This window comes from Citrobacter sp. Res13-Sevr-PEB04-36 (assembly GCF_015672735.1).
GTDB lineage: Bacteria > Pseudomonadota > Gammaproteobacteria > Enterobacterales > Enterobacteriaceae > Citrobacter.
Window position 1 is genome coordinate 1 of sequence record NZ_JADABY010000083.1, and the last position, 15843, is coordinate 15843.

Consider the following 15843-nt stretch of genomic DNA (forward strand, 5'->3'; position numbering starts at 1 on the left):
TTTTCATAATGAAAAAGTCGATGGCCATGAAAGCGGGGTTCACGAACAATGAGTTCGTATCCAAGGTTTTCAAGTGCTAATAAATATATTCCTTCATCCGCAGCATCGGCAACCGTCACGTCAATATCAATAACGGGTTTAGCGGCCAGACCAGGTACTGCCGTGGAACCCACATGATCAATTTTTAGTAGATTCGAACCTAATTTATTCTTAATTTTAGATTCCAATGCTGAATATATTTCCGGCCACGAGGGATCATAAACAACGACCGTAATATTCTCAATCGGCGGTACACCATTAACAAAGTAGCTGTCCTGAAGGTCGATGACATAATGCTCCATCATCTCTTTTTTGCTAATCATAAACTGATACCCATAGATCATTCAAATTATGAACAATAGTGTACAGGACATGGGGTTGGATGTCTCTCAAGCGACCGCTTTTGGCACAGAACGGACAAACTGACTGAGCTGAAGGTCCGCTGTGAGCGAGGAGCGGAAGCTCACGGTTGTTTTCACATCAGATGAAGGCATTACTTAAATCACGGTGTGTTAATCAACTAGGCGCGGCTCAGTATGGGCATGTATACAAATTGAGAGGCGAAAGGTTCATTTCTATAGCCCGCTCCTCGTCGCACTGGTACTATGAATAGGTATCTACGTCAGCTATCTTAACAAGAAGAAATTATTTAGAAATATTTAAACATCTTTGAAGCAATGAGTTTTTTATGATAAAATTTGTTTATATCTCCATGTTATTAACCAGTGTGGTTCTTTCAGGGTGCGCATCTGATGATATTCCTCCTCATATGGATCTTATCTGTGGATCAAATACATTTCATGTGACTAGTGATGAATTTGGCACACCACAATCTGTATTTTTGGACGGGACCAGTTTTCATTCTAAAGCTACTTTCAACCCATACACAAGTATGTATCAAGGATGGACGTTAGATCATCGATATTTGTTAACATTCCATCATACCCCTGGTTATTTACCTGAGTACAATGCAAATATTATAGATTCGACTAAATACATTACTGGTGTGCCTAGAGGTGGGGTTATTTTCAATGGTGGGTGCTCACGCGCTGATAGAATTACCAGCGATAAAATTAACACAGCAATTGGACGTGGATTAAATACATTATTTACTGCTGGATCGCATGTTCAGCCAAACAATGACGTTTCAGTTTCGTCATATATACGTAGTAATGGAACATATGTTGATTCGCATATGAGAAGTGCACCAAATGGTGATACAGAGGACAACTGGAGTCATCAAGGCAACACAAACCCATACACCGGTAAAATTGGATCAAAACTCGATTAAAGAGGTCTTACTGCAAAGTGAATAAACTCGAATTTTCTAGATGGTTCCGAGCCAACCAAGCACTTATATAAGTTGCAGGTACTCGGACTTCACATGCATTGTGATTACCCGCAACCACAAAAACCTGTAACAGTCATATGTATAATGTCCTCAATAAAGTCCGCTCTTGGCCCATGGCAGACAATCACCTCAACATACACAACCTGCAAACCAACATCCGCGCCTCACAAGCAAAAAAAAGGCCGCCCAGCATAACCAGGCAGCCTTTTAATCTCAGATGCTCAGCAACTATGCCAGCACTAAATCACCCTGCGGGTGGCAGGAGCAGGCCAGTACGTAGCCTTCGGCGATTTCCGCGTCAGTCAGCGTCATGGTGCTGGAAACCGTGTAGCTACCATCAACCACTTTGGTTTTGCAGCAGCCGCACACGCCTGCACGGCATGCGGCGACAACCGGCACTTTATTGCTTTCCAGTGCTTCCAGTAGCGTGCTGCCTACCGGCGCATAAAACTCTTTTGCCGGTTGTAGCTTGGTGAACTTCAGACCGCTGGTGGCGGCTTCCGCTACCGGTGTGAAGAACTGTTCTTTAAAGAAGCGCGTTACGCCGAGCGCTTTCACTTCTTTTTCGACCAGATCCATGTACGGAGCAGGGCCGCAAGTCATCACGGTACGTGAAGTTAAGTCCGGTACGCTTTTCAGCAGGTCGGTGGTGAGTCGGCCAGGAACAAAGCCATGGGTGGCATTGTTTTCAGCGACCAGCGTCACCGGATACTCGCGCCATTCGTCGGCAAAAATGACATCTTCCGGCGAACGAACGTTAAAGATAACCTGCACATCGGCCTGCGGACGGTACTTCGCCAACCAGCGACGCATCGACATGATAGGCGTCACGCCACAGCCGGCTGCCAGCATCAGGAACTTGTCTTCTGCTTTATCTTCACAGGTAAACTCACCCATGGCATCAGACAGCCAGATATAGTCGCCGCGCTTCACGTCGCGGGTGAGCCACTGTGAACCCGCACCGTCGTCAATGCGGCGGATGGTCAGCGTGATGTACTCGCTAACGCCCGGCGTTGAAGAAAGGGTGTAGGCACGCAGCGTATCCGCTGAGTTACGTACGCTGACCAGTGCATACTGCCCGGCACGATAAGGATAATAATCGTGGCACAGCAACGAAATCGTCCATACATCCGGCGTTTCCTGATGGATGTGATGAACCTGCATCCGCCACGGGCACTGATGGGTTGGCATTGTCATGACTTAACTCCTTACGCGCTCAGCAGCTGCTTCATGTCTTCTTCAACGGTGGTCACGGAACGCAGACCGAATTTCTCGTTGAGCACAGCCAGCAGGTCCGGCGTGAAGAAGCCTGGCGCAGTCGGGCCAGTGACGATGTTTTTCACGCCCAGAGACAGCAGGGTCAGCAGAATAACAATCGCTTTCTGTTCGAACCAGGAGAGCACCAGAGACAGCGGCAGGTCGTTCACGCCACAGCCCAGTTTCTCAGCCAGAGTCACCGCCAGGATGATGGCAGAGTAAGCATCGTTACACTGACCGGCATCAACCAGACGCGGCAGACCTTCGATATCGCCGAAATCCAGTTTGTTGAAACGGTATTTACCGCAGGCCAGGGTCAGGATCAGGCAGTCATCCGGCACGCTGGTGGCGAAATCGGTGAAGTAGTTACGTTCGCCGCGTGCGCCATCGCAACCGCCGACCAGGAAGATGTGGCGCAGTTTTTCGCGGCTCACCAGGTCGATCAGCGTATCAGCAGCGCCCAGCAGCGTCTGACGACCGAAACCTACGGTGATCAGGTGCGGGATTTCGCTGTACGGGAAGCCCGCCATTTGCTGTGCCTGCGCGATAACCGGACCAAAGTTGTCGCCTTCGAGGTGGCTCACACCCGGCCAACCGACGATGCTACGGGTCCAGATGCGGTCGTCGTAAGCGCCAACGGTTGGATCGATGATGCAGTTAGAGGTCATCACGATTGGGCCTGGGAAGCGGGCGAACTCAACCTGCTGGTTCTGCCAGCCGCTGCCGTAGTTACCGATCAGGTGTTTGAATTTACGCAGTTCCGGGTAGCCGTGTGCTGGCAGCATTTCACCGTGGGTGTAGACGTTAACGCCGGTACCTTCGGTCTGCTCCAGCAGGTTGTACAGATCTTTCAGGTCGTGACCTGAAATCAGGATGCATTTACCTTCGGTCGCTTTGACGTTGACCTGAGTTGGGGTTGGGTGACCGTATTTGGTGGTTTCGCCAGCATCCAGAATGCTCATCACTTTGAAGTTCATCTGGCCGATTTCCATAGAGCACTCCAGCAGAGCGTTCATATCGGAAGGCCAGGTACCCAGCCACGCCATAATTTTGTGGTACTGCGCGTAGATATCGTTGTCGTACTGACCCAGAACGTGCGCGTGCTCCATGTAAGCAGCCGCACCTTTCAGGCCGTACAGGCACAGCAGACGCAGGCCAAGAATGTTCTCGCCGATAGTTGCTTTATCTTTGTTCGGGGTAAATTCAGCCGCCTGGCGCTGCAGGTCGCCCAAATCGTCGCTCACCAGTTGCAGGTCAGCCATTGGGTTTTCAACCGTTGCGTTGGCATCAATGTTCAGGCACTGCGCTTTCAGGGCGTCACGCATGGCGATGGCTTCACGGGCATAGCCGACGATACGTGGGGAGTCGAAGTTAACGTTGGTCAGGGTAGAGAAGAATGCGCGCGGGGCAAAGTTATCCACTTCATGATCGATGATACCGTATTCACGCGCTTTAACTGCCCATGCAGACAGACCTTGTAGGGAAGCAATCAGCAGATCCTGCAGATCGGAGGTTTCTGCTGTTTTACCGCACATACCTTGCGCGTAAGAGCAGCCGTTCCCTGCCGGAGTACGGATGGTTTGTTCACATTGCACACAAAACATGGTCACACCTTTTAAAGTTATATTTAATATACATGTTTAAGATTATGCCTGCGCGCGAAGGGATTAAAGGGATTTCTGCTACAACTTGCAGGGAGATTGATTTAGCGCAATTTTGGCGGTAGATGACTACCGCCAGAGGGGTATTTGTTGGTTTATCAGGCGGAGAAAAAGGCCATTAACAACGGTACTAACAGACTCAGAATAAAGCCGTGAACGATGGCTGCAGGCACCATTTCCAGACCGCCGCTGCGTTGTAATACGGGGAGGGTGAAATCCATTGAGGTGGCGCCACATAGCCCTAATGCAGTGGACCGGCTGCGACCCACTAAGCCCGGAATCAACATAATGGCAATCAGTTCGCGTGCCAGATCGTTAAAGAAGGCGGCGCTGCCAATGACGGGGCCGAAGGACTCGGTCAGCAGAATGCCGGACAGGGAATACCAGCCAAAACCTGAGGCCATCGCCAGGGCGGTTTTTAGCGGTAGTCCGAGGATTAATGCATTGATTACGCCTGCCAGCATTGAACTTGCTACCACGACAACGGCAACAATCATTCCCCGGCGGTTCAGCACAATCTGTTTTAATGTCATACCGCTGTTGCGCAGTTGAATACCCACCAGGAACAATAAAAAGATCAGCGTATATTCACTGGCTTCGGTGGCGTGCTGTAAGAATGAGAACCCAGTGAGTCCCAGCAGAAACCCCAGTACGACAACGCCGCAAAGTTGTAGCGACTCCAGCGCCATGGCAATGCGTGATGGCAGCTTTTCCTGCCGATGGTTGTGCCGCCAGGGGAGTGAACGCTCGAGCCACAACAGCGCGGCAATATTACATAGCAGAATAACTGTCACGCTGACGGCAGAATAATGCAGTATCGATAACAGATTGCTGGCGAGGTTATCCAGAAACGCCAGGCTGATACCCATAAAAAAGAGAATAAGGTAAACGATCCAGCTCAACAGGCGATTGATGAGTTTTAAGGCAGCCCTGTGCCGAAGCGGAATAAGATAGCCCACAATAAGTGGAATCAGAATGATTAACAGCCCTGAAAACATGAAAACCCGGTCCTTGCAGAGAAGTAAGACGAAATGCGCCACTATAACCTAAATAATTCAAGTTGCAGGAAGGCGGTAAGGGAGTGACCCCCCGGGAGCGTACTCAAGTATGTGACTGGGGTGAGCGAGCGTAGTCAACACATCTGCAACTTGAAGTATGACGGGTATACACACTACTGAAAGCAAAGAGGGGAGTAAAGTTGCAAATAAAAGGATATAAAGCGGGGAGGAAAAGACCTGACTTGATGTCAGGTCTTTTTCGTTATCGATTAATCACGTTTTTCCAGCAGCGTGCGATAAATAAGGCCACCGAGGATCCCACCGATAATCGGCATAACCCAGAACAGCCACAGTTGCTGTAACGCCCAACCGCCCTGGAAGAGGGCTACCGCGGTGCTACGCGCCGGGTTTACGGAGGTGTTAGTGACAGGAATACTGATCAGGTGAATCAAAGTTAGTGCCAGACCAATAGCGATCGGCGCAAAACCTGCTGGCGCATGTTTATCCGTTGCTCCGTGAATCACTAATAAGAAACCTGCAGTCAGCACAATTTCAATAACAATGGCAGAAAGCATGGAATATCCGCCAGGTGAATGTTCACCGTAGCCGTTTGATGCAAAACCACTGGCGGTGGCGTCAAAACCGGCTTTACCGCTGGCAATCAAATACAATACCGCTGCCGCAACAATCCCGCCGATAACCTGCGCAATAACATAGCCAATCACGTCTTTTGCCGGGAAGCGACCGCCCGCCCATAGGCCTAATGTCACGGCCGGGTTAAAATGGCCGCCTGAAATATGTCCCACGGCGAATGCCATGGTTAATACGGTCAGACCGAATGCCAGCGCGACACCGGCAAAGCCAATTCCTAACTCCGGGAATGCTGCGGCCAGTACGGCACTCCCGCACCCACCAAAAACAAGCCAAAACGTACCGAAGAATTCAGCTGCTAATTTCCTGAACATAACCACCTCAATTAAAAGTTCCGGGTTCGTTTTTCTGGCCCGGTATTTCATCGTTAAAAGGGACGATGATTAAAGAGCGTGTATTCTAGAAAAAAATCTCATCCCTTCGCCACTTAAATTAATGAAAAAATTTGATTTAAGGCAATATGATGTAAATCCTTTTTGGCGTTCAGGTGGATAAAGCATAGTTCAATTAGCAAAAAGTAAATGGTTGTGCGCTGTAATAATATCTGGCGTAAATTTTAAGAAGAATATTCTGATTTTTTTATTGTTCCGACTTACGTCTGTGCGATCCGCTGGTGTTCTGCACGTCAGGTTGACGTTATACTCCTGATAACTTGAAGGAAAAAGTTAGCATTTCCGGAGGCTATATGATTCTCGAACGCGTTGAGATTGTTGGGTTTCGTGGTATTAATAGGTTGTCGTTGATGCTGGAACAGAACAACGTACTGATTGGGGAGAACGCGTGGGGTAAGTCCAGCCTGCTGGATGCGCTAACCCTGCTGTTGTCACCGGAATCGGACTTGTATCATTTTGACCGCGAAGACTTTTGGTTCCCTCCGGGCGATATCCAGGGCCGGGAACACCATCTGCATATTATCCTCACCTTTCGTGAATCTCAGCCGGGTCGTCATCGGGTACGCCGCTATCGTCCGCTGGAAGCTTGCTGGTCGCCGTGTCACGATGACTATCACCGTATTTTCTATCGGCTGGAAGGTGAGTGTGCGGATGACGGTAGCGTCCTGACGCTGCGCAGTTTCCTTGATGGCGAAGGGCGTCCGCTCGCGCTCGACAATATTAACGAACTGGCGCGTCATCTCGTTCGTCTGATGCCGGTGCTGCGACTACGTGATGCGCGCTTTATGCGGCGGATCCGCAACGGCACGGTGCCGAATCTGGCCGAAGTTGAAGTGACTGCCCGTCAGCTGGATTTTTTGGCGCGTGAACTGGCAACCCGGCCACAAAATCTGACGGACGGGCAAATCCGCCAGGGGCTGTCAGCAATGGTACAACTGCTGGAGCACTACTTTTCTGAGCAGGGCGCGGGCCAGTCTCGTCATCGCCTGATGCGCCGGCGTTCCAATAACGAGCAGCGTAGCTGGCGCTATCTGGATATTATCAACCGGATGATTGATAAGCCCGGTGGACGTACACATCGTGTGATTCTGCTGGGGCTGTTTTCAACGCTGTTACAGGCTAAAGGTACGTTACGGCTTGACAAAGACGCCCGTCCCTTGCTGTTGGTTGAAGATCCTGAAACGCGTTTGCACCCCATTATGCTGTCGGTCGCCTGGCAGTTGCTGAATCTGTTACCTCTGCAACGCGTGGCAACCACCAATTCAGGTGAATTGCTATCACTTACCCCCGTTGAGCATGTTGTGCGCCTGGTGCGTGAATCTTCGCGTGTCGCTGCCTGGCGACTAGGACCGGGAGGCCTGAGTGCGGAGGACGGGCGGCGGATTGCCTTTCATATCCGTTTTAATCGCGCATCGTCGCTGTTTGCCCGCTGTTGGCTGCTGGTGGAAGGCGAAACGGAAACCTGGGTCATCAACGAACTGGCCCGCCAGTGCGGTCATCATTTTGACGCCGAGGGAATTAAAGTAATTGAATTTGCTCAGTCCGGACTTAAACCGCTGGTAAAATTCGCCCGCCGGATGGGGATTGAGTGGCATGTGCTGGTTGACGGTGACGAGGCAGGGAAAAAATATGCCGCCACCGTACGCAGTTTGCTGAGTAACGATCGTGAAGATGAGCGCGACCATCTGACCATGCTGCCCGCGCTGGATATGGAACACTTTATGTATCGTCAGGGCTTCTCAGACGTCTTTCATCGGGTGGCGCAAATCCCGGAAAACGTGCCGATGAATATGCGTAAAATTATCTCAAAGGCGATTCATCGCTCGTCAAAACCGGACCTGGCAATTGAGGTGGCGATGGAAGCCGGGCGGCGTGGCGTCGATGCCGTTCCCACCCTGCTGCGAAAAATGTTTTCGCGCGTGCTGTGGCTGGCACGCGGACGCGCTGATTAGTGGCGAAACATCAGCGATAGCTGTTCATGGATAGTGTCCAGTAACTGATAACGGCGGCGATATTCCGCCCGCTTCTTACTGGCAATATCCGCCTCGCTTTTTCGCGCCAGCGTGCGTGGAATATGATAATACCCGCGGCTGTCGCATTCACCGCCAACCGACGCCCAAAAAGCATTATAGTCGGAAAGAATAACCTTATTTTTATCATGGTAACGCGGACTGCGAAAGATATGCTGTTCATTACTGACAGCCATAACCTGTTCGATATTCAACTGTTCTGCTAAACGGCAAATGGCTTCCATCACAATACGTTTTGGGAAAATGCCATGGCAGGACTTCGTTGCTTTTTGTGTCGCCTCGTGAGGAAGTGCCGAATTGCCCTGCACGCCGCCAATAAAAAGCGTACTTTTCCTATTATATTCACAGAACGTAAATGTCATTTTAGTCAGAACGTCTCCGGTGCCATTTCGCACCAGAATGGTACATTCGCCCTCTTTATCCAGTACCGGGAAGATCATCATGGTGACGGTAAATATTTCGTCATCTTTGCCCTCAACTCTTGCCAGCTGTAAGCCGTCCTTGCTTAACAAGGCGTTAAATTCAGCAGGCAAGAATGCGTGATGGATGACATGATAATGAAAACGCACGGCATCCAGGCGCATTCTGGGATTGAAGTTTGCGGCAAGGTAGGGACGGTGCAGCCGCACTGGCAGACGAGGTTGACAGGCGAGTAGCTTTTCAAGCTCCGGCCATTGGGCCAGTTCAGTCATCCATTCCTGAGTGAGACGGGGTATCAATAATGAACGCCAGATAAATTTACGTCTAAAACTCCGTTTATCCCAGCATTGCCCAGGACGTAATTGACCACGGCTCAGGCTGTAAAAAAGGTTAAAGCTGGTGACGGGCTTGCTGGAAAGAAAAGTACTTTCAGTTAGTTGACTCATAATATAAATCCGATGGATACCCTGATAGTAATTTCAGCACAGCGGATCTTAACGATTCATCAATAACTCTGTTATTCTTGGCGCTTTTCAACGGCTATTTATTTATCGTTGACGTTTAACACTCCACTCTGGTGGACGTATTGGGGAATTTGGGACTTTTATGAAGCTCAAGGGAAAAATCAAAAAACGCTATTTTATCTTCGCCGTCATCATTATTGTGGCGGTAATTGCACTTTGGCGAACGCTGAATGCGCCATTACCTCAATACCAAACATTAATTGTGCGACCCGGCGATCTCCAGCAAAGCGTGCTGGCAACCGGGAAGCTGGATGCACTGCGCAAAGTTGACGTGGGTGCACAGGTGAGCGGTCAGTTAAAAACGCTGTCAGTGGCCATTGGCGATAAAGTCAAAAAAGATCAGCTGCTCGGTGTTATCGATCCTGAACAGGCGCAAAACCAGATCAAAGAAGTCGAAGCAACGTTGATGGAACTACGTGCCCAACGTATGCAAGCTGAGGCCGAATGGAAACTGGCGCGGGTGACGCTTTCTCGGCAGCAACAGTTAGCGAAAACGCAGGCGGTTTCGCAGCAGGATCTTGATACGGCCGCGACGCAGATGGCGGTCAAACAGGCGCAAATCGGCACTATTGATGCGCAAATTAAGCGTAATCAAGCCTCACTGGATACGGCAAAAACGAATCTCGACTACACCCGTATTGTGGCGCCGATGGCTGGTGAAGTGACGCAAATTACCACTTTGCAGGGGCAAACAGTGATTGCTGCCCAGCAGGCGCCGAACATTCTAACGCTGGCGGACATGAGCACCATGTTGGTTAAAGCGCAGGTTTCCGAGGCCGATGTTATTCACCTGCATCCGGGGCAAAAAGCCTGGTTTACCGTGCTGGGCGATCCGCAGACGCGCTACGAAGGTACGCTCAAAGATGTGCTGCCGACGCCTGAGAAAGTGAACGATGCAATTTTCTACTATGCCCGCTTCGAAGTGCCTAACCCAAAAGGGATCCTGCGCCTGGATATGACTGCGCAGGTGCATATTCAGCTGACAGACGTCAAAAACGTGCTGACCATTCCGCTGGCGGCGCTGGGCGATCCAATTGGCAACAATCGCTATAACGTCAGACTGCTCCGCAACGGAGAAACCCGCGAACGTGAGGTCTCAATCGGTGCCCGTAACGATACCGATGTGGAGATTGTGAAAGGGCTGGAAGAGGGTGATGAAGTCATCATCAGCGAGGCAAAACCTGGAGCAGCACAATGACGGCTTTGCTTGAGCTGAGCCATATCCGCCGCAGCTACCCGTCAGGCGAAGGGCTAGTCGAGGTGTTGAAGGACGTCTCCTTGAGCATCCATGCCGGTGAAATGGTGGCGATTGTCGGGGCGTCTGGCTCGGGAAAATCGACACTGATGAATATCCTTGGGTGTCTGGATAAGCCCTCCAGCGGCACGTACCAGGTGGCGGGGCGCGATGTTTCAACGCTAGATAGCGACGCGTTAGCGCAACTGCGGCGCGAGCATTTCGGCTTTATTTTCCAGCGCTATCATTTGCTCTCGCATTTGACGGCGGCGCAAAACGTAGAGGTACCTGCGGTCTATGCGGGTACAGAGCGCAAGCAGCGACTGGCGCGGGCGCACGCGTTACTGCAGCGTCTGGGATTGGGCGATCGCGTGGACTATCAACCCTCCCAGCTTTCCGGTGGTCAGCAGCAGCGCGTCAGTATTGCGCGTGCGCTGATGAACGGCGGACAGGTCATTCTCGCCGACGAACCTACCGGTGCGCTGGACAGCCATTCCGGTGAAGAGGTAATGGCTATTCTGCATCAGCTGCGTGACCGCGGGCATACGGTGATTATTGTCACCCACGACCCGCAGGTTGCGGCGCAGGCTGAACGGGTGATTGAAATTCGTGACGGTGAAATTGTGCGCAATCCGCCGTCGCAAAAAAACGCGACTGGACGTGAGATTGCCGAACCTACGGTAACGACGGCCTCTGGCTGGAATCAGTTTGTCAGCGGTTTTCGCGAGGCGCTGACCATGGCCTGGCTGGCAATGGCTGCCAACAAGATGCGTACGTTGCTCACTATGCTGGGTATCATTATTGGTATCGCGTCAGTGGTGTCGATTGTGGTGGTTGGCGATGCGGCAAAACAGCTGGTGCTGGCAGATATTCGCGCTATTGGCACGAACACTATTGATATCTATCCCGGTAAAGATTTTGGTGACGATGACCCGCAATACCAACAGGCACTAAAGTATGACGACCTGACGGCTATCCAGAAGCAGTCATGGGTCAGTTCCGTGACGCCTGCGGTATCGAAAAACCTACGGCTGCGTTATGGCAATATCGACGTGGCAGCCAGCGCTAACGGCGTGAGCGGCGATTACTTCAACGTCTATGGGATGACGTTCAGCGAGGGAACCACCTTTAACGCCGAGCAGTTAAATGGTCGGGCGCAGGTGGTGGTGCTGGACAGTAACACCCGCCGCCAGTTGTTCCCGAATAAAGCGAAAGTGGTGGGTGAGGTCGTTCTGGTTGGCAATATGCCCGCCACCGTCATTGGCGTGGCGGAAGAGAAGCAGTCGATGTTTGGCAGCAGTAAGATCCTGCGAGTCTGGCTGCCATACAGCACTATGTCCGGGCGCATTATGGGACAATCGTGGTTGAACTCTATTACCGTGCGCGTGAAGGACGGTTTCGACAGCACTCTGGCGGAACAGCAGCTTACCCGACTGCTGTCTTTGCGGCATGGCAAAAAAGATTTCTTCACCTGGAATATGGACGGTGTCCTGAAAACCGCTGAAAAAACCACGCGCACCCTACAGTTGTTCCTGACGCTGGTGGCGGTAATTTCGCTGGTGGTGGGTGGAATCGGCGTGATGAATATTATGCTGGTTTCCGTCACCGAACGAACGCGCGAGATTGGTATTCGTATGGCGGTGGGCGCGCGTGCCAGTGATGTACTGCAGCAGTTTTTGATTGAAGCGGTGCTGGTGTGTCTGGTCGGTGGCGCGTTAGGTATCAGCTTATCGATGCTGATTGCCTTCACGCTACAGCTTTTCCTGCCCGGTTGGGAAATTGGATTCTCGCCTTTTGCGCTGTTGACGGCTTTCCTGTGTTCAACGGCGACTGGGATTTTGTTTGGCTGGCTCCCGGCACGTAACGCGGCAAGGCTGGATCCGGTAGATGCCCTTGCACGAGAATAATGTGTTGAATTGAAAAAGAAATAAAAATGCCAGCTCTGGGGGCTGGCATTTTGTTTGCGGGATGTACACAATGAGACAGAGGAGCTATGCGACAGCTTCTGCTTCAAGTACGGGCACAATAAGACTGGCGTGATTGCCTTTGGGCCCCTGGTGGACATCAAACTGGACAGATTGTCCGGCTTTTAGCGTTCTGTAACCATCCATCTGAATGGTGGAGTAATGAGCGAAGATATCTTCGCCGCCGCCTTCAGGGCAGATGAAACCGAACCCTTTGGCATTGTTGAACCACTTAACAGTACCCGTTTCCATACTTCGACATCCTTCGTAAATCTTATATAAGTAAGATGGAATGAACCGGTGGCGGAGTGGGGGCTGTTCAAAACCTCGCCAACTCTCGAAACTACAATTTAGAGAAATCAGGCGGGGCGTCAAGCGCCAGGCTTGTGGAATTGGGTAAAAATGCATCAAAATTTGAAGCAGTTAACGCTATTGTCGGATCTGTGACAGATGTCGCGGATGGCACTGATAGATGATAGTTATCTAATAATTGAGGTAGATTGATTGTGCGCATAGGCTCTTGTCAGCGGCAAGTTATTCTGCCGGTAACCGTAACTGAAGATGACGACTGACAATGGGTAAGACGAACGACTGGTTGGATTTCGACCTGCTGGCGGAAGAAAAATTGCGCGACGCGCTAAAACCGCCATCTATGTATAAAGTGATATTAGTCAATGATGATTACACTCCGATGGAGTTTGTTATTGACGTGTTACAAAAATTCTTTTCTTATGATGTAGAACGTGCAACGCAACTGATGCTTGCTGTTCACTATCAAGGTAAGGCGATCTGCGGCGTATTTACCGCCGAAGTGGCTGAGACCAAAGTGGCGATGGTGAACAAATATGCGAGGGAGAACGAGCATCCGTTGCTATGTACGCTGGAAAAAGCCTGAATCAGGCATAAACATTGGGGGAGGTGCCTATGCTCAATCAAGAACTGGAACTCAGTTTAAACATGGCTTTCGCCAGAGCGCGCGAGCACCGACATGAGTTTATGACCGTCGAGCACTTGTTACTGGCGTTGCTCAGTAACCCATCGGCCCGCGAAGCGCTGGAAGCGTGTTCTGTGGACCTGGTGGCGCTCCGTCAGGAACTCGAAGCCTTCATTGAACAAACCACTCCCGTATTGCCTGAGAGCGAAGAAGAGCGCGACACGCAGCCGACGTTGAGTTTTCAGCGTGTGCTGCAACGTGCAGTCTTCCATGTTCAGTCCTCGGGGCGTAATGAAGTCACTGGCGCCAATGTCCTGGTTGCCATCTTCAGTGAGCAGGAATCTCAGGCGGCCTATCTGCTGCGTAAGCATGAAGTCAGCCGTCTGGACGTGGTGAATTTTATTTCGCATGGCACGCGTAAAGACGAACCGAGTCAGTCTTCTGACTCCGGTAATCAGCCAAACAATGAAGAGCAAGCTGGCGGGGAGGACCGTATGGAGAACTTCACCACTAACCTTAACCAGCTCGCTCGCGTGGGTGGGATTGACCCGCTCATTGGTCGAGAAAAAGAACTGGAGCGCGCCATTCAGGTACTGTGCCGCCGCCGTAAAAACAACCCGCTGCTGGTGGGCGAGTCAGGCGTCGGTAAAACCGCGATTGCCGAAGGTCTCGCCTGGCGTATTGTCCAGGGCGACGTGCCGGAAGTCATGGCAGACTGCACGCTTTACTCTCTGGATATTGGCTCGTTGCTGGCAGGTACCAAATACCGCGGGGATTTCGAAAAACGCTTTAAAGCGCTGCTGAAACAGCTGGAACAGGATACCAACAGCATCCTGTTTATCGATGAGATCCACACCATTATTGGTGCGGGTGCGGCATCGGGCGGCCAGGTGGATGCTGCAAACCTGATCAAACCGCTGCTTTCCAGCGGCAAGATCCGCGTGATTGGCTCAACCACTTACCAGGAGTTCAGCAATATTTTCGAGAAAGACCGTGCGTTAGCGCGTCGCTTCCAGAAAATTGATATTACTGAGCCGTCGGTGGAAGAGACCGTGCAGATCATCAACGGGCTGAAACCGAAATACGAAGCGCACCATGACGTTCGCTACACCGCCAAGGCGGTACGTGCGGCGGTGGAACTGGCGGTGAAATACATCAACGATCGTCATCTGCCGGATAAAGCGATTGACGTGATCGATGAAGCGGGCGCGCGGGCGCGTCTGATGCCGATCAGTAAGCGTAAGAAAACCGTCAATGTGGCGGATATCGAGTCTGTGGTAGCCCGCATTGCGCGGATCCCGGAGAAGAGCGTGTCGCAAAGCGATCGCGATACGCTGAAGAATCTGGGCAACCGTCTGAAGATGCTGGTATTCGGACAGGATAAAGCCATTGAAGCGCTGACCGAAGCCATCAAGATGAGCCGTGCTGGCCTGGGCCACGAGCACAAACCTGTCGGTTCATTCCTGTTTGCCGGTCCGACCGGTGTCGGGAAAACCGAAGTCACGGTGCAGCTGTCCAAGGCGCTGGGCATTGAACTGCTGCGTTTTGATATGTCCGAGTATATGGAACGCCACACCGTCAGCCGTCTGATTGGTGCGCCTCCGGGATATGTCGGGTATGACCAGGGTGGTTTGCTGACCGATGCGGTCATTAAGCATCCGCACGCGGTACTGCTGCTGGATGAAATCGAAAAAGCGCACCCTGACGTCTTTAACCTGCTGCTGCAGGTGATGGATAACGGTACGTTGACCGACAATAACGGGCGCAAAGCGGATTTCCGTAACGTGGTGCTGGTGATGACCACCAACGCCGGGGTGCGCGAAACCGAGCGTAAATCGATTGGCCTTATTCATCAGGACAACAGTACTGATGCGATGGGCGAAATCAAAAAAGTATTTACGCCGGAATTCCGTAACCGTCTCGACAACATTATCTGGTTCGATCACCTCTCTACCGAGGTTATCCATCAGGTGGTTGATAAATTTATTGTTGAGCTTCAGGTGCAGCTGGATCAGAAAGGTGTTTCTCTGGAAGTGAGTCAGGAAGCGCGTGACTGGCTGGCAGAGAAAGGCTATGACCGCGCGATGGGCGCACGTCCGATGACGCGTGTGGTCCAGGATAACCTGAAAAAACCACTGGCCAACGAACTGCTGTTTGGTTCGCTTGTCGATGGCGGTCAGGTGACCGTTGAGCTGGATAAAGAGAAAAACGCGTTAACCTACGCGTTCCAGAGCGCGCAAAAGCACAAGCCAGAAGCCGCTCATTAATGTCTTCTTGCACTACAGGCCGGGCGTAATGCCCGGTTTTTTTTCGTCTGATTTTCAGAAGGGTCGATTACAGGCAAAAAATAAGCCTGCGTAAGGGAGATTACGCAGGCTAAGGAGGTGG

Annotated in this window: 13 protein-coding genes; 6 read left to right on the forward strand and 7 right to left on the reverse strand. The window is 51.4% G+C overall.

All coding sequences use genetic code 11. The annotated features are described in order from the left end of the window. A partial coding sequence (locus tag IMQ48_RS22625; RefSeq protein WP_230326530.1) for a GrpB family protein occupies positions 1-362 on the reverse strand: 362 nt, incomplete at its 3' end. Positions 363-727: 365 nt separating this feature from the next. Between IMQ48_RS22625 and IMQ48_RS22630 the strand changes: the two genes are divergently transcribed. Next, entirely contained in the window at positions 728-1330 is a 603-nt protein-coding gene (locus IMQ48_RS22630; RefSeq protein ID WP_196210752.1) for a hypothetical protein, read from the forward strand. 288 nt (positions 1331-1618) lie between these two features. Here the strand turns inward: IMQ48_RS22630 and hcr are convergent, their stop codons facing one another. From hcr to aqpZ, 4 genes are all read right to left on the reverse strand, one after another. Further along, positions 1619-2587 (reverse strand): NADH oxidoreductase, encoded by a 969-nt coding sequence (gene hcr, locus IMQ48_RS22635; protein WP_196210753.1) that lies wholly within the window; start codon positions 2585-2587, stop codon positions 1619-1621. An 11-nt stretch (positions 2588-2598) separates the two neighbouring features. Further along, the gene (hcp, locus tag IMQ48_RS22640; protein WP_096756556.1) at positions 2599-4251 is read right to left on the reverse strand and encodes a hydroxylamine reductase; all 1653 of its coding nucleotides are present in this window, start codon (positions 4249-4251) and stop codon (positions 2599-2601) included. Positions 4252-4406: 155 nt separating this feature from the next. Further along, complete coding sequence (locus IMQ48_RS22645) at positions 4407-5306, reverse strand: lysine exporter LysO family protein (RefSeq protein WP_096756557.1); 900 nt, start codon at positions 5304-5306, stop codon at positions 4407-4409. Between the two features lie 269 nt (positions 5307-5575). Next, entirely contained in the window at positions 5576-6271 is a 696-nt protein-coding gene (gene aqpZ / locus IMQ48_RS22650) for an aquaporin Z (RefSeq protein WP_196210754.1), read from the reverse strand. A 371-nt stretch (positions 6272-6642) separates the two neighbouring features. Here aqpZ and IMQ48_RS22655 point away from each other — a divergent pair, with 371 nt between their 5' ends. Next, positions 6643-8301 (forward strand): ATP-dependent endonuclease, encoded by a 1659-nt coding sequence (locus IMQ48_RS22655; protein ID WP_196210755.1) that lies wholly within the window; start codon positions 6643-6645, stop codon positions 8299-8301. On the opposite strand, the gene IMQ48_RS22660 is transcribed toward IMQ48_RS22655, so the two are convergent. Further along, positions 8298-9245 carry a VirK/YbjX family protein gene (locus IMQ48_RS22660; protein ID WP_196210756.1) on the reverse strand — a complete coding sequence of 316 codons (948 nt, stop codon included), beginning with the start codon at positions 9243-9245 and terminating at the stop codon, positions 8298-8300. The genes IMQ48_RS22655 and IMQ48_RS22660 overlap by 4 nt on opposite strands. 160 nt (positions 9246-9405) lie before the next feature. On the opposite strand from IMQ48_RS22660, the gene macA reads away from it, so the two are divergent. Together macA and macB are read left to right on the forward strand one after the other, a co-directional pair. Further along, positions 9406-10521, forward strand: coding sequence for a macrolide transporter subunit MacA (gene macA / locus IMQ48_RS22665; RefSeq protein ID WP_196210757.1), 1116 nt, complete (start codon positions 9406-9408; stop codon positions 10519-10521). Continuing rightward, the gene (macB, locus tag IMQ48_RS22670) at positions 10518-12464 is read left to right on the forward strand and encodes a macrolide ABC transporter ATP-binding protein/permease MacB (protein ID WP_196210758.1); all 1947 of its coding nucleotides are present in this window, start codon (positions 10518-10520) and stop codon (positions 12462-12464) included. The genes macA and macB overlap by 4 nt, the downstream gene beginning before the upstream one ends. Before the next feature lie 84 nt (positions 12465-12548). On the opposite strand, the gene cspD is transcribed toward macB, so the two are convergent. Next, entirely contained in the window at positions 12549-12773 is a 225-nt protein-coding gene (cspD, locus tag IMQ48_RS22675; protein ID WP_096756563.1) for a cold shock-like protein CspD, read from the reverse strand. Between the two features lie 322 nt (positions 12774-13095). On the opposite strand from cspD, the gene clpS reads away from it, so the two are divergent. Further along, positions 13096-13416, forward strand: coding sequence for an ATP-dependent Clp protease adapter ClpS (clpS, locus tag IMQ48_RS22680; protein ID WP_196210759.1), 321 nt, complete (start codon positions 13096-13098; stop codon positions 13414-13416). Between the two features lie 29 nt (positions 13417-13445). After that, entirely contained in the window at positions 13446-15722 is a 2277-nt protein-coding gene (clpA, locus tag IMQ48_RS22685) for an ATP-dependent Clp protease ATP-binding subunit ClpA (RefSeq protein ID WP_196210760.1), read from the forward strand. Positions 15723-15843 lie beyond the last annotated feature (121 nt).

Bases quoted from the DNA above. Each gene is read 5' to 3' on its own strand.
- IMQ48_RS22655 (WP_196210755.1), top strand. From the start codon at position 6,643: ATGATTCTCGAACGCGTTGAGATTGTTGGGTTTCGTGGTATTAATAGG.
- macA (WP_196210757.1), top strand. From the start codon at position 9,406: ATGAAGCTCAAGGGAAAAATCAAAAAACGCTATTTTATCTTCGCCGTC.
- clpS (WP_196210759.1), top strand. From the start codon at position 13,096: ATGGGTAAGACGAACGACTGGTTGGATTTCGACCTGCTGGCGGAAGAA.
- aqpZ (WP_196210754.1), bottom strand. From the start codon at position 6,271: ATGTTCAGGAAATTAGCAGCTGAATTCTTCGGTACGTTTTGGCTTGTT.
- cspD (WP_096756563.1), bottom strand. From the start codon at position 12,773: ATGGAAACGGGTACTGTTAAGTGGTTCAACAATGCCAAAGGGTTCGGT.
- macB (WP_196210758.1), top strand. From the start codon at position 10,518: ATGACGGCTTTGCTTGAGCTGAGCCATATCCGCCGCAGCTACCCGTCA.
- clpA (WP_196210760.1), top strand. From the start codon at position 13,446: ATGCTCAATCAAGAACTGGAACTCAGTTTAAACATGGCTTTCGCCAGA.
- hcr (WP_196210753.1), bottom strand. From the start codon at position 2,587: ATGACAATGCCAACCCATCAGTGCCCGTGGCGGATGCAGGTTCATCAC.
- IMQ48_RS22660 (WP_196210756.1), bottom strand. From the start codon at position 9,245: ATGAGTCAACTAACTGAAAGTACTTTTCTTTCCAGCAAGCCCGTCACC.
- hcp (WP_096756556.1), bottom strand. From the start codon at position 4,251: ATGTTTTGTGTGCAATGTGAACAAACCATCCGTACTCCGGCAGGGAAC.
- IMQ48_RS22645 (WP_096756557.1), bottom strand. From the start codon at position 5,306: ATGTTTTCAGGGCTGTTAATCATTCTGATTCCACTTATTGTGGGCTAT.
- IMQ48_RS22630 (WP_196210752.1), top strand. From the start codon at position 728: ATGATAAAATTTGTTTATATCTCCATGTTATTAACCAGTGTGGTTCTT.